This is a genomic window from Salmonella sp. 3C, assembly GCF_025426275.1.
Lineage (GTDB): Bacteria > Pseudomonadota > Gammaproteobacteria > Enterobacterales > Enterobacteriaceae > Salmonella > Salmonella enterica.
This window is the reverse complement of the sequence record NZ_CP104858.1, coordinates 4,209,528-4,227,435: the sequence shown is the minus strand read 5'-3', so window position 1 is coordinate 4,227,435 and position 17,908 is coordinate 4,209,528. Positions and strand designations below refer to the sequence as shown.

Sequence of the window (17,908 nt, the reverse complement as noted above, 5' to 3'; positions counted from 1 at the left end):
TCGCCTCCCTTACGCCTTCTCGATGTTAACTAAAAACGCTTTGTATTCCGGCGTTTGCGAGTTGGCATCACCGACATTTGGCGTCAGAGTATTGGCGATATAGCCTTTGCGCGCGACACCCTCAAAGCCCCAGTGAATCGGGATCCCCACCGTTTCAACCTGCTGACCGTTGACATGCAGGGTGCGAAGACGACGAGTTACCACCGCGACCGCGCGAATAAACCCGCGTTTACTGCTCACCTTCACATAGTCGCCGTTAGCAATACCTTTCGCTGCCGCCAGCGTCTCACTGATCTCCACAAACTGTTCCGGCTGAGCGATAGCGTTAAGTAGCGCATGTTTGGTCCAGGTATGGAAATGCTCTGTGAGGCGGTAAGTCGTGCCCACGTACGGAAACTGCTCCTTCTTACCCATGCGCAGCGCATCTTCTTCATACAGACGCGCAGCCGGGTTCGAGACCACATTCGGGTGCAGCGGGTTAGTGCCCAGCGGCGTTTCCATCGGCTCGTAATGCTCAGGGAACGGCCCTTCCGCCATTTTATCAATAGCAAACAGACGTCCCAGCCCTTCCGGCTGCATGATAAACGGATTGGTCCCGCTCCCCGGCGCCGCGTTGTTAAAGTCCGGAATATCGTTCCCTGTCCACTTCGCGCCGTTCCACTGGATCAGCATCCGTTTTGGATCCCACGGTTTACCCTGCGGATCCGCCGAAGCGCGGTTATACAATACGCGACGGTTTAGCGGCCACGCCCACGCCCAACCCAGTGTATTGCCAAGCCCTGACGGGTCGGCGTTATCACGTCTGGACATCTGGTTGCCCTGCTCCGTCCAGCTACCGGTATAAATCCAGCAGGAGGAGGATGTCGTACCGTCATCGCGCAGTAATGCAAAACTACTCAACAACTGGCCTTTCCTGGCAAGCAGTGTACCGTTGGCGTCATAGAGATCTTCCAGCGCATAGCCGTTGTTCTCTTTCGCCACTTCTTCCGAATGCGGTTCATCCGGCTGCTTGTAATTCCAGCTCATCTTCAATAGTGGTTCGGCGCCTTTACCGCCTTCTGCGCGATACATTTCACGCAGACGATGGTAAATACCGGCCAGAATCTCGCCGTCGTTACGCGCTTCGCCCGGCGCGTCCTGACCTTTCCAGTGCCACTGTAACCAGCGACCGGAGTTAGCGATAGATCCATCCTCTTCCGCAAAACAGGTAGACGGCAGACGGAAGACTTCGGTCTGAATCGTTGTCGGATCGACATCATTAGATTCGCCGTGGTTCTGCCAGAACGTTGACGTTTCAGTCACCAGCGGATCGATAACGACCAGATACTTCAGTTTGCTTAAGCTTTGCACCACTTTGTTTTTGTCCGGGAAGGACGCCACCGGGTTAAAGCCCTGACAGAAATAGCCGGTGACTTTCCCGCTATCCATCATGTTGAAATATTTGATCACGTCATAGGACTGATCCCACTTAGGCAGCCAGGCAAAGCCCCAGTCATTCTCTTTCTGCGCCGCATCGCCATAGAAAGATTTCATCAGGCTGACGAAGAACTTAGGATAATTACCCCAGTAGTTGACCTGATCGGCCAGCGTCGCTTTGGGGGTATTCGCTGCCAGATAAGTTTGCAGATCGGCCTGTTTTTCTGACGGTAGCGTCAGGTAACCCGGCAGGCTGGTGGAGAGCAGTCCTAAATCCGTTAAACCCTGAATATTAGAGTGGCCGCGCAAGGCGTTCACACCGCCGCCAGCCATCCCCATATTGCCGAGCAGCAACTGGATCATCGCCATAGTACGGATGTTCTGCGCCCCGACGGTATGTTGCGTCCAGCCCAGCGCATACAGGAAGGTGGTAGTGCGATCCGGCGCGCTGGTAGAGGCCAACACCTCACACACCTTCAGGAAATCCGCTTTCGGCGTACCGCAGATGTTTTCCACGACGTCCGGCGTGTAGCGCGAAACGTGCTGCTTCAGCAGATTCCACACACAGCGTGGGTGCGTCAACGTTTCATCACGTTTGGCATAGCCGTTTTCATCGAACTGGTAGTTCCAGGAGGATTTATCGTACTGACGCTTTTGGGCGTCATAGCCGCTGAAAAGACCGTCATCAAAGGCAAAATCATCCCGCACCAGCAGGCTGGCGTTGGTGTAATGCTTAACGTATTCAGCGTTGATTTTGTTATTTTCGATCAGGTACAGCAAAACGCCGGACAGAAAGGTAATGTCTGTACCGGAACGTATTGGCGCATAGATATCCGCCACCGACGCCGTACGCGTAAAGCGTGGATCAACGACAATCAGCGTCGCATCGTTATTATTTTTCGCTTCCATCGCCCAGCGGAAACCCACCGGATGCGCTTCTGCGGCATTGCCGCCCATCACCATCACGACGTTGGCGTTTTTAATATCCACCCAGTGGTTGGTCATCGCACCGCGACCAAATGTTGGAGCAAGACTTGCTACCGTTGGTCCGTGTCAGACGCGCGCCTGGTTATCTACCGCCAGCATACCGAGAGAACGCGCAAACTTCTGCGTCAGCATACCCGTTTCATTGCTGGCCGCCGAGGCGCACAGCATCCCGGTAGAGAGCCAGCGGTTAACCGTGACGCCCTGCTCATTCTTTTCAATAAAGTTGGCGTCGCGGTCGGCTTTCATTAATTTAGCAATACGAGTGAAAGCGTCATCCCAGCTAATGCGCTGCCACTTGTCGGAACCCGGCGCGCGGTATTCCGGATAGCGTAGGCGATCTTCACTGTGAACATAGTCCAGCAAACCGGCCCCTTTCGGGCACAGCGCGCCACGGCTTACCGGATGATCCGGGTCGCCTTCAATATGGTAAATCGCTTCTTTCGCGTTTTTTGCCCCATCTCCCAGGCTATACATTAATAGCCCGCAACCTACGGAACAGTATGTGCAGGAGTTACGGATCTCTTTTGCGCGCAACAGCTTATAGTTTCGCGCCTGAGCCAGGGCCATTTTAGGGGTAAAACCCAGTGCGGCCACCGTTGTTCCCGCCATACCGCCCGCGCAGATTTTAAAAAATTGTCTGCGGCTGACGTCCATTGCTTTCCTCTTTTTTCCACGGATGCACGCCTCCTTCGAACTGCAGCAAAACCCCAGCCCAGGATGCGTGTATAACTTCGCGAGGAAACTAACAGCAAAATCGATAACTTTTTTGCGTCAAATCAATATTGAAACGGTTCCGCTATTAAATAGCCCTATTTTTAAACTGCAATAACTCCAGGGAGGTACTAAAAAATGACACTGCATGGCATCGCCCTCGGAAAAAGTGCTATAAGTGGCAGTTTATTTTGCGCGGTATTCAGGACAGTCACAAAGCATGACATCACAAAAAGCAACGCTAATAGGGCTTGTTGCCATCGTTCTGTGGAGCACGATGGTTGGGTTAATTCGCGGCGTCAGCGAAGGTCTTGGACCGGTAGGCGGCGCAGCCATGATCTATTCATTAAGCGGCCTGCTGCTGATTTTTACCGTCGGATTACCTGATATCCGCCGTTTCCCGGGGCGATACCTCATCGCAGGCAGCGTACTGTTTGTCAGTTATGAAATATGCCTGGCGCTTTCTCTCGGTTATGCCGCCACTCGCCATCAGGCTATCGAAGTCGGCATGGTTAACTATTTATGGCCCAGCCTGACCATTCTGTTTGCCATTCTTTTTAATGGGCAAAAAACTAACTGGCTTATTGTTCCTGGATTGCTTATTGCACTTACTGGCGTTTGCTGGGTTCTGGGGGGCGAGAATGGTCTTAATCTAGGAGAAATTATCAGCAATGTCGCCACCAGTCCGCTAAGTTATTTACTGGCATTTCTTGGGGCGTTTATATGGACGACGTACTGCACCGTCACAAATAAATATGCGCGTGGTTTTAACGGTATCACAGTCTTTGTGTTACTCACCGCCGTGGCGCTGTGGTTCCACTATTTTCTTACGCCGCAACCTGCCATGATATTTAGCCTACCGGTGATTGCTAAACTTTTTACCGCGGCATTAACGTTAGGGTTTGCCTACGCCGCATGGAATGTGGGCATACTTCATGGCAATGTGACTATCATGGCCGTAGGGTCTTATTTTACCCCCGTCATGTCCTCTGCTCTGGCCGCGCTGTTACTCAGCTCACCACTGTCATTCTCCTTCTGGCAAGGCGCAGTCATGGTTTGCGTAGGTTCGCTACTTTGTTGGCTGGCAACGCGGCGGCGCTAAGCGACGGGCGGGCCGATATTGATATTAAATCGACCCGCTGTACCTTGACACTCTTCATAACACAACTACGCTTTTATCTATTGCCTGTGCGTATTTGACGATTTTCCATTTTCACGTGCTCCTCCTGCGCCATACCAGGATTGCGCTGGTAAAAATGAATTTTATAAAATCGTTAAACATGTTAATGTAATGATATAATTATATTAACAAATATATAATTAACGTTAGCTCGCAACTGTTATTAGTGCATATAATAATCAGTAGTTACTACCAAAAATAAAACCATAAACAGCCCAATAGTCCCCTCCGAAAATATATCTTATTAGACAGTCCCTATTTGAATTAATACTCTCAAATGTATTAAGGAGATCTCGATCACACAAATTAAAATAATTTGTAATCTTATGAAACTTATTATTGAACTTATGCCACTCCGTCATTTAAAAATAGTCTGCCATTGACAAACGCCTCGTTTAACAATGGTTGAGGAAACACGCTAAGAAAATTATAAGGATTATTAAAATGAAACTTAAGTTAGTGGCAGTGGCAGTGACTTCCCTGTTGGCAGCAGGCGTTGTAAATGCAGCCGAGGTATATAACAAAGACGGCAATAAACTGGATCTGTACGGTAAAGTTCACGCTCAGCATTATTTCTCTGATGATAACGGAAGTGATGGTGACAAAACTTACGCGCGTCTGGGCTTTAAAGGCGAAACTCAGATCAACGATCAGTTAACCGGTTTTGGCCAGTGGGAATATGAATTCAAAGGCAACCGTACTGAAAGCCAGGGCGCTGACAAAGACAAAACCCGTCTGGCGTTTGCTGGTCTGAAATTCGCTGACTACGGTTCTTTCGACTACGGTCGTAACTACGGCGTTGCTTACGACATCGGCGCATGGACCGACGTTCTGCCAAAGTTCGGTGGCGATACCTGGACTCAGACTGACGTCTTCATGACTGGCCGTACTACTGGTGTTGCCACCTACCGTAACACTGACTTCTTTGGCCTGGTTGAAGGTCTGAACTTTGCCGCGCAGTACCAGGGCAAAAACGACCGTGACGGCGCGTACGAGTCTAACGGCGACGGTTTCGGTCTGTCCGCAACGTATGAGTACGAAGGTTTTGGCGTAGGTGCGGCCTATGCGAAGTCTGACCGTACTAACAACCAGGTGAAAGCAGCGAGCAACCTGAATGCTGCGGGTAAAAACGCTGAAGTCTGGGCTGCTGGTCTGAAATATGATGCGAACAACATCTACCTGGCGACCACCTACTCCGAAACGCTGAACATGACCACCTTTGGTGAAGATTCAGCGGGTGATGCGTTTATCGCGAATAAAACCCAGAACTTTGAAGCAGTTGCTCAGTATCAGTTCGACTTCGGTCTGCGTCCGTCCATCGCTTACCTGAAATCCAAAGGTAAAAACCTGGGTACTTACGGCGACCAGGATCTGGTTGAGTACATCGATGTCGGTGCTACCTACTACTTCAACAAAAACATGTCCACCTTCGTTGATTACAAAATCAACCTGCTGGACGACAGCGACTTCACCAAAGCGGCTAAAGTGTCTACCGACAACATCGTTGCTGTTGGTCTGAACTACCAGTTCTAATTTTGTTGTAGTCTGAATACAAAGCCAGTCCTTTCAGGGCTGGCTTTTTCTCTTGATGTAGACTCGGTCATAAGGAGTATGCCGTGCAGACGTTCACTGGTCGTTGTCTTTGCGGACAGAGCCATTTTACCGTTGACGTCGAAATGCTGGATGTCTATGCCTGCCATTGTACGCTGTGTCAAAAATGGTCGGGTGGAATAGCCATGTATCTGGAAGCCTGCGGGCAACCACAGCTAGCCCCCCTTTCCCCGGAACCGCCATACTTTTCATCCTCTTCGCGCGGCGAACGCTACTTCTGTTCCGGCTGCGGGTGTCCGCTGTGGTTTCGGCTTACCGATACCGATCGCTATTTTATTCCCTGGACCTTACTGGAACTGAACGAAGTTGATCGCCGTCGGCTGATTCTGGCTGCGGAAATTTATACCGAAACCCAGCCTGCCTTCTGGCGACTGACGGGGCAATACGCACGCCTCAGCGGTAAAGAGGTTGAGGAAATGGACTCCCCCTGCCAGCTAGCGCATTAAGCGCTTATCTCACCAGGCGTTATGTTATCGGCGTTGGGCTTTTGCCAGGCTGAACCACATCCCTACCGCCAGCAAAAGAAGCATACTCCCGGCGCTGCTTAACGCCACGCTATGCGACCAGATAAAGGCATGTCTGGCGGCGTCCAGTATTGCCTGCCCCTGCGTGGGCGGTAGGCTATTCGCCAACTGCACGGCTTCTCCCATTGAAGATGACGCTCTGGCAATCTCTTGCGCCTCAAGCCCGGCAGGCAGACGGATAGACGCGGAGAAGCTACGGCTTAACAACAGACCGAAAATGGCAATGCCCAGTCCCGCGCCCAGTTCATAAGCCATCGTTTCTATCGCGCCGGCCGCCGCCGCTTTTTCTGCCGGCGCAGCGGCCATAATTGCCGACGTGGAAGCCAGCAATGCACTGGCGGCGCTAAATCCCAGCAGCGCCATCAGCCCCCAGGCCTGCCATTGCTGGGTGCTGAAATCCGTCATCGCCAGGCCATAAAAACTCAGCGCGCTTAACGCCATGCCGCCCGTCGCGACCAGCCGTAGTCCCAGACGCGAGACCAGCACGCCCGCAATCGGCCCGCTGAATCCACTGGCGACCATCACCGGCAGCATAAATACCCCGGCCTCATAAGGCGATAGCCCGTGAACAAACTGTAGCTCTTGCGCCATCAGCAGCTCAAAGCCCACCAGAGTGATCATCGCGGTCATCGCCATCACGACGCCGCTCAGGATAATGCGATGGGTAAATAGTCGCATATCAATCATCGGACGCGATGTCGCAAGCTGTGTGCGGATAAAGAGTCCCAGGAGCAGCGCGCCGGTAAGCAGGGTAAGCGAGATGACCCACAGCGACAGATGCCCTTTCAGCGCGGTTTTAGCGCTATAGACCAACAGCAAAATGGCAATAATCAGCATCACCGCATGGCCAAGATTGAGCGGTTGATCGCGACGGCCCGCCTGGCGAGGAACATAGCGGGCGTTTAAGCCCATGACGACCAGCACAATCGGCACGTTGATCAGGAAAACCGATCCCCAGTAAAAATGCTCTAATAATATGCCGCCGATGAGCGGCCCAAACGCCGCTCCGCCCGAACCTACCGCTGCCCAGACGCCCAGCGCCATGTTGCGATGCTTCTCTTCACAAAAGGTGGCGCGTATCCCGGCCAGCGTCGCCGGTACAATCATCGCCGCGCCAATAGCCAGTAATACCCTGGTGGCGATAAGCCAACTGGCGGTATGCGAAAACGCCGCCGCCAATGATGCCAGGCCAAAGAGCGTCCCGCCCAGCATCAGCAGGCGTTTAAAACCGATACGATCGCCAAGCGCGCCCATCGGCAACACCATGCCAGCCATGACCAAAGAATAAATATCAATGATCCACAGCAGCTCGTTACCGCTGGCCCCCAGTGTCATACTCAGTGTCGGCGCGGCGACATGCAAGACCGTGGCATCAATGGCGACAGGAATATAGACCAGCACAATAATGACTAACGTTAACCACTGACGAAACATAACTCTCCCTTCAAAAACTCAAATTTGGACGCTTGTCCAGCTTCAGGATCCTACGGTAAGTTGAACGAATGTCCAGCTTTTTGTTACACTGCGCGCATTGGCTAATGTGGGGAAAATATGAGTTACCTTAACCGGGATGAACGCCGCGAAGTGATCCTGCAAGCGGCGATGCGCGTGGCGCTGGCAGAGGGGTTTACCGCCATGACGGTGCGACGAATCTCATCAGAAGCCGATGTCGCCGCCGGCCAGGTGCATCACCACTTCAGCTCGGCGGGCGAGCTCAAAGCGCTGGCCTTTGTCCATTTGATCCGCACCCTGCTTGATGCCGGGCAAGTTCCGCCGCCCGCCACCTGGCGTGCACGGCTTCACGCTATGTTGGGTAGCGAAGACGGCGGCTTTGAGCCTTACATAAAATTGTGGCGAGAGGCGCAAATTCTGGCCGATCGGGATCCGCACATCAGAGATGCTTATCTCCTCACGATGCAGATGTGGCATGAGGAAACGGTCACAATTATCGAGCAGGGCAAACAGGCAGGAGAATTTACGTTTACTGCTAACGCCACGGATATCGCCTGGCGGCTTATCGCACTGGTGTGCGGGCTGGACGGTATGTATGTGCTGGGTATTCCGGAAATGGCCGATCCCGCGTTTAAATACCATCTGGATCGGATGATTACGCTTGAACTCTTTGCGTAAAGTTACAAATAATTTAATAAAAATCACTTTTAATTTACAAATAGTAACAATTAAGAAACATCATATCACCTCTTCGCGCCGCGCTGGCCTAGTTTTTTATCTATTCTTTCACTCAATATTCTAAAAAAACTTCAATAAGTTCTCAAAAGAGCGCGTGACGCTCTGTCTCTTTTATGTGTTTTTTTTCAAATGATATGCGCATGTGAGGGGTAAAATGACACGACAAAACGAGAATTATAACCGTTATCTCTTGAGTGACTGGCGACCCGAAAATCCAGCCTTCTGGGAGAATAAAGGGAAAGGCATCGCCAGAAGAAACTTATGGATTTCAGTAAGTTGTTTGCTCCTTGCATTTTGCGTCTGGATGTTGTTTAGCGCTGTTGCCGTCAACCTCAATAAAATTGGATTTAATTTTACCACCGACCAACTCTTTTTATTAACCGCACTACCTTCTCTTTCCGGCGCAATATTACGCGTTCCCTACTCCTTTATGGTACCACTGTTTGGTGGCCGTAAATGGACCGTATTAAGTACCGTAATATTGATTATTCCCTGCGCCTGGCTGGGATTCGCCGTGCAAAATCCTGCTACCCCTTTCGGGGTATTTATGCTCATCGCTCTGTTGTGCGGTTTTGCGGGGGCAAACTTCGCGTCCAGTATGGGCAACATCAGTTTTTTCTTTCCAAAAGCCAGACAAGGTAGCGCGTTGGGTATTAACGGCGGACTGGGAAATCTTGGCGTCAGTGTGATGCAGTTGATTGCGCCGCTGGTTATTTTTCTGCCGATATTTACTTTTTTAGGCGTCCGGGGCGTGCCGCAACCTGATGGCTCCCTGCTCGCCCTCACTAACGCAGCCTGGATCTGGGTGCCGTTACTGGCTGTCGCGACGCTTGCCGCCTGGTTTGGTATGAACGATATCGGCAGTTCAAAAGCGTCTGTCGCCTCGCAATTGCCGGTGCTAAAACGTCTGCACCTGTGGCTGCTTAGCCTGTTGTACCTGGCGACATTCGGGTCATTCATCGGCTTTTCCGCAGGTTTCGCCATGCTCGCCAAAACGCAATTTCCCGACGTAAACATTCTGCAACTGGCGTTCTTTGGCCCCTTTATCGGCGCGCTGGCGCGATCGGCAGGCGGCGTGATCTCCGATAAATTCGGCGGCGTTCGCGTCACGCTCATTAATTTTATCTTTATGGCGCTGTTTACCGCCTTGCTATTCCTCACGCTGCCAGGCTCCGGCGCAGGCAGCTTTAGCGCGTTCTATCTTGTTTTTATGGGCCTGTTTTTGACAGCGGGTCTCGGCAGCGGTTCTACCTTCCAGATGATTGCGGTGATCTTCCGTCAGATCACGCTCTACAACGTCAAACTGCGCGGCGGGAGCGATGAGCAGGCGCAGCGCGAAGCGGTGACGGATACCGCCGCCGCGCTCGGTTTTATCTCCGCTATTGGCGCTGTGGGCGGCTTCTTTATTCCAAAAGCGTTTGGCACCTCTTTGGCCTTGACCGGCTCGCCGGTGGGCGCCATGAAAATCTTTTTGCTGTTTTACATCGCTTGCGTCCTGCTGACCTGGCTGGTCTACGGGCGTCGTAAGCCTAAACAACAATAACAACATACGCACCTGTAGGACGGCCATCCGGTAATGGTTTAACGCCAAATCGACAGGATGGCGGAAAATTTATCGAAGCAGGAGAAATGTCATGAGTAAACTGTTGGATCGCTTTCGTTACTTTAAACAAAAAGGCGATACCTTTGCCGACGGCCATGGTCAGGTGATGCATACCAACCGCGACTGGGAAGACAGTTATCGCCAGCGCTGGCAGTTTGATAAGATCGTGCGCTCAACCCACGGCGTCAACTGCACGGGCTCCTGTAGTTGGAAAATTTATGTCAAAAATGGTCTGGTGACGTGGGAAACCCAGCAAACCGACTACCCGCGCACACGTCCCGATTTACCGAACCATGAACCGCGCGGCTGCCCGCGCGGCGCCAGCTACTCCTGGTATCTCTATAGCGCCAATCGTTTGAAATACCCTCTGGTGCGTAAGCGGCTGATAGAACTGTGGCGCGAGGCCCTTTCCCGGCACAGCGATCCGGTACTGGCATGGGAATCTATAATGAACGACCCGCAAAAATGCCAAAGTTACAAACAGGTGCGCGGACATGGCGGCTTTATTCGTTCGAACTGGAAAGAGCTGAATCAGCTCATTGCCGCTGCTAACGTCTGGACAATCAAAACCTATGGTCCGGATCGTGTGGCGGGGTTTTCACCTATTCCGGCAATGTCGATGGTTTCTTACGCCGCCGGAACACGTTATCTGTCATTGCTTGGCGGTACTTGTCTGAGCTTCTATGACTGGTATTGCGATCTTCCACCCGCGTCGCCAATGACCTGGGGCGAGCAGACTGACGTGCCGGAGTCCGCCGACTGGTATAACTCAGCCTACATTATTGCCTGGGGCTCTAACGTGCCGCAGACGCGTACCCCGGACGCCCACTTCTTTACCGAAGTGCGCTACAAAGGCACCAAGACGATCGCCATCACCCCGGACTATTCCGAAGTCGCTAAACTGTGCGATCAGTGGCTGGCGCCAAAGCAAGGTACCGACAGCGCGCTGGCGATGGCCATGGGTCACGTTATTTTAAAAGAGTTTCATCTCGATAATCCCAGCGACTATTTTCTTAACTATTGCCGCCGTTATACCGACATGCCAATGCTGGTCCTGTTGGATGAGCGCGCAGACGGCAGTTATGTGCCGGGGCGTATGATGCGCGCGTCGGATCTGGTGGATGGACTGGGAGAAGCCAATAATCCGGAATGGAAAACCGTCGCGCTCAACAGTACGGGCGAACTGGTCGCGCCCAATGGTTCTATCGGTTTTCGCTGGGGCGAAAAGGGAAAATGGAACCTGGAACCGGTGGCGGCGGGCGTCGAAACTGAACTGTCGCTCTCTTTACTCGGTCAGCATGATGACGTGGCGGGTGTCGCCTTCCCCTATTTTGGCGGTAACGAAAACCCGCATTTTCGCAGCGTGCGGCAGGAACCGGTGCTGGTACGTCAGTTACCGGTGAAACGCCTGGCTCTGGCGGACGGTAGCGAGCGGATGGTCGTCAGCGTTTACGATCTGGTGCTGGCTAATTATGGGCTGGATCGTGGTCTGGATGACGGCCATAGCGCCAATAATTATAACGACGTAAAAGCCTACACGCCGGCCTGGGGCGAACAGATTACCGGCGTGCCGCGTCGACATATCGAAACTATTGTACGTGAATTTGCCGAGACCGCCCATAAAACTCACGGTCGTTCGATGATCATCCTCGGCGCGGGAGTGAATCACTGGTATCACATGGATATGAATTACCGTGGGATGATTAACATGCTGGTGTTCTGCGGCTGTGTTGGACAAACCGGCGGCGGCTGGGTGCACTATGTCGGCCAGGAGAAGCTGCGGCCGCAAACCGGCTGGCTGCCGCTGGCCTTCGCGCTGGACTGGAATCGCCCGCCACGTCAGATGAACAGTACCTCGTTTTTCTACAACCATGCCAGCCAGTGGCGCTATGAAAAACTGACTGCGCAAGAGTTGCTGTCGCCGCTGGCCGATCCGGCTAAATTTTCCGGACACCTGATCGATTTCAACGTGCGCGCGGAACGTATGGGCTGGCTACCCTCGGCGCCGCAGCTTAATCTTAACCCGCTCAGCGTGAAAGCGAGCGCCGATAAAGCCGGGCTGTCTGCGGCGGATTATACCGTGCAGGCGTTGAAATCAGGCGCTATCCGTTTTGCCTGCGAACAGCCTGACAGTGGTCATAATCACCCGCGAAATTTATTTGTCTGGCGCTCTAACCTGCTCGGCTCCTCCGGGAAAGGTCATGAGTACATGCTCAAATATCTGCTGGGCACCGACAGCGGTATTCAGGGCGAAGCGCTGGGTTCCAGCGAAGGAATTAAGCCTGAAGAGGTGGAATGGCAGTCCGTCGCGATTGAGGGCAAGCTCGATCTGTTGGTCACGCTTGATTTCCGTATGTCCAGTACCTGTCTGTTTTCCGATATCGTTTTGCCGACCGCCACCTGGTATGAAAAAGACGATATGAATACCTCGGATATGCATCCGTTTATCCACCCCCTTTCCGCCGCGGTCGATCCTGCCTGGGAATCCAAAAGCGACTGGGAGATCTACAAAGGTATCGCCAGCGTCTTTTCTGAAGTGTGTGTCGGACATCTCGGACAGGAAACCGATGTGGTGTTACACCCGCTCCAGCATGATTCCCCGGCGGAACTGGCGCAGCCATTTGATATTCTCGACTGGCGTAAAGGCGAGTGCGAACTTATTCCGGGCAAAACCGCCCCCAATATCGTCGTGGTTGAACGCGATTATCCGGCCACCTATGAACGTTTTACCTCGCTGGGTCCCCTGCTGGATAAATTAGGCAACGGCGGTAAGGGTATTGCCTGGAATACGCAAGATGAAGTCGATTTCCTCGGTAAGCTCAATTACACCAAACACGATGGCCCGGCGAAAGGACGTCCGCGGATCGACACCGCGCTGGATGCTTCGGAAGTGATTCTTGCCTTAGCGCCGGAAACTAACGGCCAGGTGGCGGTGAAAGCCTGGCAGGCGTTGGGCGAGATGACCGGGCGCGAGCACACCCATCTGGCCATCAATAAAGAAGATGAGAAAATTCGCTTTCGTGATATCCAGGCGCAACCGCGCAAAATTATCTCCAGCCCGACCTGGTCAGGGCTGGAAAGCGAGCATGTCTCTTATAACGCCGGCTATACCAACGTACATGAACTGATCCCGTGGCGCACGTTGTCGGGGCGTCAACAACTCTATCAGGATCATGCGTGGATGCGCGCTTTTGGCGAAAGCCTGGTGGCATATCGTCCGCCGATTGATACCCGCAGCGTCAGCGAAATGCGAGAAATTCCGCCCAACGGTTTCCCGGAAAAAGCGCTTAACTTCCTGACGCCGCACCAGAAATGGGGAATTCACTCCACCTACAGCGAAAACCTGCTGATGCTGACCTTGTCGCGCGGCGGGCCGATTGTCTGGATCAGCGAAGCCGATGCCCGTGAATTGGGTATTGAAGATAACGACTGGATTGAAGCCTTCAACGCTAATGGCGCCCTTACCGCTCGTGCGGTGGTCAGCCAGCGCGTCCCGCCGGGTATGACCATGATGTACCACGCCCAGGAGCGGATTATGAACATTCCGGGTTCGGAAGTGACCGGGATGCGCGGCGGGATCCATAACTCCGTGACCCGGGTCTGTCCAAAACCGACGCATATGATCGGCGGCTATGCGCAACTGGCTTACGGCTTCAACTATTACGGAACCGTGGGTTCGAATCGCGATGAATTCATCATGATCAGGAAGATGAAAAACATTAACTGGCTGGATGATGAGGGCCGGGATCAGGTACAGGAGGCGAAAAAATGAAAATACGCTCACAGGTTGGGATGGTACTGAATCTTGATAAATGTATTGGCTGTCACACCTGCTCCGTCACCTGTAAAAACGTCTGGACCGGACGTGAAGGGATGGAATACGCATGGTTCAATAACGTCGAAACTAAACCGGGTATCGGCTATCCCAAAAACTGGGAAGACCAGCAGGAGTGGCAAGGCGGTTGGGTTCGTGATGTTAATGGCAAGATAAGGCCCCGTCTGGGCGGCAAAATGGGGGTAATTAGCAAAATTTTCGCCAACCCGGTGATTCCGCAAATCGATGATTACTATGAACCCTTTACCTTCGATTATCAGCATTTACATAATGCGCCGGAGAGTAAGCATCAGCCCACTGCCCGTCCTCGTTCACTGATCGACGGAAAACGGATGGACAAGGTGATCTGGGGGCCAAACTGGGAAGAGCTGCTCGGCGGCGAGTTTGAAAAACGCGCCCGCGACCGCAACTTCGACAACATACAAAAGGAGATGTACGGTCAGTTCGAAAACACCTTCATGATGTACCTGCCGCGCCTGTGCGAACACTGCCTCAACCCCAGTTGTGTCGCCACCTGCCCAAGTGGCGCTATTTATAAGCGTGAAGAAGACGGCATCGTGCTAATCGACCAGGATAAATGCCGGGGCTGGCGTTTGTGTATCAGCGGCTGCCCGTACAAAAAAATCTACTTTAACTGGAAGAGCGGCAAGTCTGAGAAATGCATATTTTGCTATCCGCGTATTGAATCCGGCCAGCCGACCGTTTGCTCGGAAACCTGCGTCGGGCGCATCCGTTATCTTGGCGTTCTGCTCTACGACGCCGACAGGATTGAAGAAGCGGCCAGTACCGAACACGAGACGGATTTGTATGAACGTCAGTGTGATGTGTTTCTCAATCCGCACGATCCGGCGGTCATCGAAGAGGCGCTTAAACAGGGCATCCCGCAAAACGTCATCGACGCTGCCCAACGGTCGCCGGTGTACAAAATGGCGATGGACTGGAAGCTGGCGCTTCCGCTGCACCCGGAATACCGTACCCTGCCGATGGTCTGGTACGTACCGCCGCTGTCGCCCATCCAGTCATACGCCGACGCGGGCGGGTTACCGCACAATGGCAATATTCTGCCGGCGGTGGAGACGCTGCGTATTCCGGTCCAGTACCTGGCCAATATGCTCAGCGCGGGCGATACCGGTCCGGTCATTCGGGCTCTAAAGCGGATGATGGCGATGCGCCACTACATGCGCTCGCAGACGGTTGAAGGCGTGACGGATACCCGCGCGATTGACGAAGTCGGTCTGAGCGTACAACAGGTTGAAGAGATGTATCGCTACCTGGCGATTGCCAATTATGAAGATCGTTTTGTCATTCCCACCAGCCACCGGGAAATGGCGCGCGATGCCTTTCCGGAGCGCAACGGCTGCGGCTTTACTTTTGGCGACGGTTGCCACGGGTCGGATACCAAATTCAACCTGTTCAACAGTAGCCGTATTGATGCTATCAATATCACCGAAGTACGTGATAAAGCGGAGGGGGAATAATGCAAATCCTCAAAGCGATTGGCCTGTTGATGGAGTATCCGGACGACGAGTTGTGGGAATGTCGGGATGAAGCGCTTGCCCTTATCCAACACGATGCGCCAATGCTGGCCGACTTCACTCGCGAGCTGCTTTATGCGCCGTTACTGGATAAACAAGCAGAATGGTGTGAAGTGTTTGACCGCGGGCGCGCCACTTCATTGCTGTTATTCGAGCATGTTCATGCGGAGTCCCGCGATCGCGGCCAGGCGATGGTCGATTTGTTAAGCCAGTATGAAACCGTGGGCCTGCAGCTCAACTGCCGCGAACTGCCGGATCACCTGCCGCTCTATCTGGAATACTTAAGCGTGTTGCCGGAAGCGGAAGCGCGCGAGGGATTACAGAATATTGCCCCTATTCTGGCGCTACTGGGCGGTCGTCTGAAACAGCGAGGAGCGCCGTGGTATCAACTGTTTGACGCCCTGCTGACGCTGGCGGGCAGTACGCTTACAAGTGACAGTGTCACCAAACAGATTGTTCAGGAATCGCGGGATGATACCCGTCAGGCACTGGATGCCGTCTGGGAAGAAGAACAGGTGAAGTTTATCGAAGATAACGCCACGACCTGTGACAGTTCACCGTTACACCATTATCAACGACGCTTTAGCCAGGACGCGGCGCCGCAGTACGTCGACGTCAGCGCGGGAGGCCCGAAATGATACAGTACCTGAACGTCTTTTTTTACGATATCTACCCCTATATTTGCGCCACGGTCTTCTTCCTCGGCAGTTGGCTGCGCTATGACTACGGACAATATACCTGGCGCGCGTCGTCCAGCCAGATGCTGGATAAGCGTGGGATGGTGATATGGTCGAATCTGTTCCATATTGGCATTCTGGGGATCTTTTTTGGCCATCTGTTTGGAATGCTGACGCCACACTGGATGTATGCCTGGTTCCTGCCGATTGCGGTAAAACAGCAGATGGCGATGATCCTCGGCGGCGTGTGCGGCGTATTAACGTTGATCGGCGGCGCGGGATTACTGTGGCGTCGTCTGACCAATCAGCGTGTGCGGGCGACATCCACTACACCAGATATTATCATCATGAGCATTTTGCTGATTCAGTGCCTGCTTGGCCTGAGCACTATTCCGTTTTCGGCGCAATATCCGGATGGCAGCGAAATGATGAAGTTGGTGGGCTGGGCGCAAAGTATTGTCACCTTCCGCGGCGGGTCTTCGGAAATGCTGAGCGGTGTGGCGTTTGTTTTCCGCGTTCATCTGGTGCTGGGAATGACTATTTTCCTGCTCTTCCCGTTCACCCGTCTGGTTCATGTCTGGAGCGCGCCGTTTGAGTATTTCACCCGTCGCTACCAGATTGTTCGTACCCGCCGCTAATTCTCTTTGCCCGGGGGGACGCTTACCGGGCAAAGAAAAACGTCTGTGCGTCGTCATTCGGCAACGCACAGGCTATGATGATTCTTCAGTCAAAGGAGAACATCAATGAAACCGCAGATTTACCATGTTGACGCCTTCACCAGCGAACCCTTTCGCGGCAACTCTGCTGGCGTTGTCTTACATGCGGATACGCTAAGCGACGCGCAGATGCAGCTGATTGCCCGTGAACTTCGTCACTCGGAAACCGCCTTTTTGCTAAAAAGCGAAGAGAGTGATGTGCGCATACGCTACTTTACACCGACAGTAGAAGTCCCCATCTGTGGTCATGCCACCGTGGCCGCGCATTATGTTCGGGCAACGGTACTGGGGTTGGGAAACACCACCGTCTGGCAAACCTCGTTAGCGGGCCGTCATCGCGTTGAAATTCATGCCGAACACAACGACTATCGCATCACGCTGGAACAAGGTCAGCCCTCTTTTGAACCACCGTTAGTCGGAGAGATTCGGGCTGCCATTATCACCGCACTGAACCTGACTGAAGATGATATCGTGCCGGGAGCGCCAATTCAGGTGGCTTCAACAGGACATGCAAAAGTGATGATCCTGCTCAAACCAGACGTTGATATTGATGCCCTTTCTCCGAATCTGGCAGCCCTGACGGCAATCAGCCAGCAAATTGTCTGTAACGGCTTTTTTCCTTTCCAGATTCGTCCGGGAAAAAACGAAACCGATGGGCGAATGTTTTCCCCGGCGATAGGAATTGTGGAAGATCCGGTAACGGGAAACGCCAATGGCCCGATGGGGGCATGGCTCGTCCATCATGGCCTGATGGCGCATGACGGTAAAACGCTGCAGATTCAAGGCCATCAGGGGCGCGCTTTAGGCAAAGAGGGTACTGTTGATGTTACCGTCACCATTCGCGATAACCAGCCGGAAAACGTCACCATCTCCGGCCAGGCGGTCATTCTGTTTCATGCCGAATGGGCCATTACTTTTTAATC

Annotated in this window: 12 protein-coding genes; 10 read left to right on the top strand and 2 right to left on the bottom strand. The window is 53.0% G+C overall.

The features are described 5' to 3' along the window. Positions 1 to 9: 9 nt before the first annotated feature. Positions 10 to 3,057: a formate dehydrogenase-N subunit alpha gene (fdnG, locus tag N7E69_RS20390; protein WP_001574320.1), complete on the bottom strand. Its 3,048-nt coding sequence runs from the start codon at positions 3,055 to 3,057 to the stop codon at positions 10 to 12. A gap of 277 nt (positions 3,058 to 3,334) precedes the next feature. On the opposite strand from fdnG, the gene yddG reads away from it, so the two are divergent. The 3 genes from yddG to N7E69_RS20375 all read left to right on the top strand — a co-directional run bounded on the left by yddG (position 3,335) and on the right by N7E69_RS20375 (position 6,351). Continuing rightward, positions 3,335 to 4,216: an aromatic amino acid efflux DMT transporter YddG gene (yddG, locus tag N7E69_RS20385; RefSeq protein ID WP_000203789.1), complete on the top strand. Its 882-nt coding sequence runs from the start codon at positions 3,335 to 3,337 to the stop codon at positions 4,214 to 4,216. A gap of 522 nt (positions 4,217 to 4,738) precedes the next feature. Continuing rightward, positions 4,739 to 5,827, top strand: coding sequence for a porin OmpD (ompD, locus tag N7E69_RS20380; RefSeq protein WP_000769041.1), 1,089 nt, complete (start codon positions 4,739 to 4,741; stop codon positions 5,825 to 5,827). 143 nt (positions 5,828 to 5,970) lie between these two features. Then, entirely contained in the window at positions 5,971 to 6,351 is a 381-nt protein-coding gene (locus N7E69_RS20375; protein WP_014343841.1) for a GFA family protein, read from the top strand. A gap of 24 nt (positions 6,352 to 6,375) precedes the next feature. Here the strand turns inward: N7E69_RS20375 and smvA are convergent, their stop codons facing one another. Beyond that, complete coding sequence (smvA, locus tag N7E69_RS20370) at positions 6,376 to 7,863, bottom strand: methyl viologen efflux MFS transporter SmvA (protein ID WP_261743150.1); 1,488 nt, start codon at positions 7,861 to 7,863, stop codon at positions 6,376 to 6,378. 117 nt (positions 7,864 to 7,980) lie between these two features. Here smvA and N7E69_RS20365 point away from each other — a divergent pair, with 117 nt between their 5' ends. The 7 genes from N7E69_RS20365 (at position 7,981) to N7E69_RS20335 (ending at position 17,906) form a co-directional block, all read left to right on the top strand. Continuing rightward, the gene (locus N7E69_RS20365; RefSeq protein ID WP_000121051.1) at positions 7,981 to 8,559 is read left to right on the top strand and encodes a TetR family transcriptional regulator; all 579 of its coding nucleotides are present in this window, start codon (positions 7,981 to 7,983) and stop codon (positions 8,557 to 8,559) included. Positions 8,560 to 8,773: 214 nt separating this feature from the next. Continuing rightward, positions 8,774 to 10,162, top strand: coding sequence for a NarK family nitrate/nitrite MFS transporter (locus N7E69_RS20360; protein ID WP_000198255.1), 1,389 nt, complete (start codon positions 8,774 to 8,776; stop codon positions 10,160 to 10,162). Positions 10,163 to 10,253: 91 nt separating this feature from the next. Continuing rightward, positions 10,254 to 13,994, top strand: a complete 3,741-nt coding sequence (locus N7E69_RS20355; RefSeq protein WP_001752145.1) for a nitrate reductase subunit alpha — start codon at positions 10,254 to 10,256, stop codon at positions 13,992 to 13,994. Next, positions 13,991 to 15,535, top strand: coding sequence for a nitrate reductase subunit beta (gene narH, locus N7E69_RS20350; RefSeq protein WP_000702595.1), 1,545 nt, complete (start codon positions 13,991 to 13,993; stop codon positions 15,533 to 15,535). The genes N7E69_RS20355 and narH overlap by 4 nt, the downstream gene beginning before the upstream one ends. Next, complete coding sequence (narW, locus tag N7E69_RS20345) at positions 15,535 to 16,230, top strand: nitrate reductase molybdenum cofactor assembly chaperone (protein WP_001166287.1); 696 nt, start codon at positions 15,535 to 15,537, stop codon at positions 16,228 to 16,230. The genes narH and narW overlap by 1 nt, the downstream gene beginning before the upstream one ends. Continuing rightward, positions 16,227 to 16,907, top strand: a complete 681-nt coding sequence (gene narI, locus N7E69_RS20340; RefSeq protein ID WP_000617106.1) for a respiratory nitrate reductase subunit gamma — start codon at positions 16,227 to 16,229, stop codon at positions 16,905 to 16,907. The genes narW and narI overlap by 4 nt, the downstream gene beginning before the upstream one ends. A 105-nt stretch (positions 16,908 to 17,012) precedes the next feature. Continuing rightward, the gene (locus N7E69_RS20335; RefSeq protein ID WP_000804300.1) at positions 17,013 to 17,906 is read left to right on the top strand and encodes a PhzF family isomerase; all 894 of its coding nucleotides are present in this window, start codon (positions 17,013 to 17,015) and stop codon (positions 17,904 to 17,906) included. Positions 17,907 to 17,908 lie beyond the last annotated feature (2 nt).

Bases quoted from the DNA above. Each gene is read 5' to 3' on its own strand.
- yddG (WP_000203789.1), top strand. From the start codon at position 3,335: ATGACATCACAAAAAGCAACGCTAATAGGGCTTGTTGCCATCGTTCTG.
- ompD (WP_000769041.1), top strand. From the start codon at position 4,739: ATGAAACTTAAGTTAGTGGCAGTGGCAGTGACTTCCCTGTTGGCAGCA.
- N7E69_RS20375 (WP_014343841.1), top strand. From the start codon at position 5,971: ATGCTGGATGTCTATGCCTGCCATTGTACGCTGTGTCAAAAATGGTCG.
- smvA (WP_261743150.1), bottom strand. From the start codon at position 7,863: ATGTTTCGTCAGTGGTTAACGTTAGTCATTATTGTGCTGGTCTATATT.
- N7E69_RS20365 (WP_000121051.1), top strand. From the start codon at position 7,981: ATGAGTTACCTTAACCGGGATGAACGCCGCGAAGTGATCCTGCAAGCG.
- N7E69_RS20360 (WP_000198255.1), top strand. From the start codon at position 8,774: ATGACACGACAAAACGAGAATTATAACCGTTATCTCTTGAGTGACTGG.
- N7E69_RS20355 (WP_001752145.1), top strand. From the start codon at position 10,254: ATGAGTAAACTGTTGGATCGCTTTCGTTACTTTAAACAAAAAGGCGAT.
- narH (WP_000702595.1), top strand. From the start codon at position 13,991: ATGAAAATACGCTCACAGGTTGGGATGGTACTGAATCTTGATAAATGT.
- narW (WP_001166287.1), top strand. From the start codon at position 15,535: ATGCAAATCCTCAAAGCGATTGGCCTGTTGATGGAGTATCCGGACGAC.
- narI (WP_000617106.1), top strand. From the start codon at position 16,227: ATGATACAGTACCTGAACGTCTTTTTTTACGATATCTACCCCTATATT.
- N7E69_RS20335 (WP_000804300.1), top strand. From the start codon at position 17,013: ATGAAACCGCAGATTTACCATGTTGACGCCTTCACCAGCGAACCCTTT.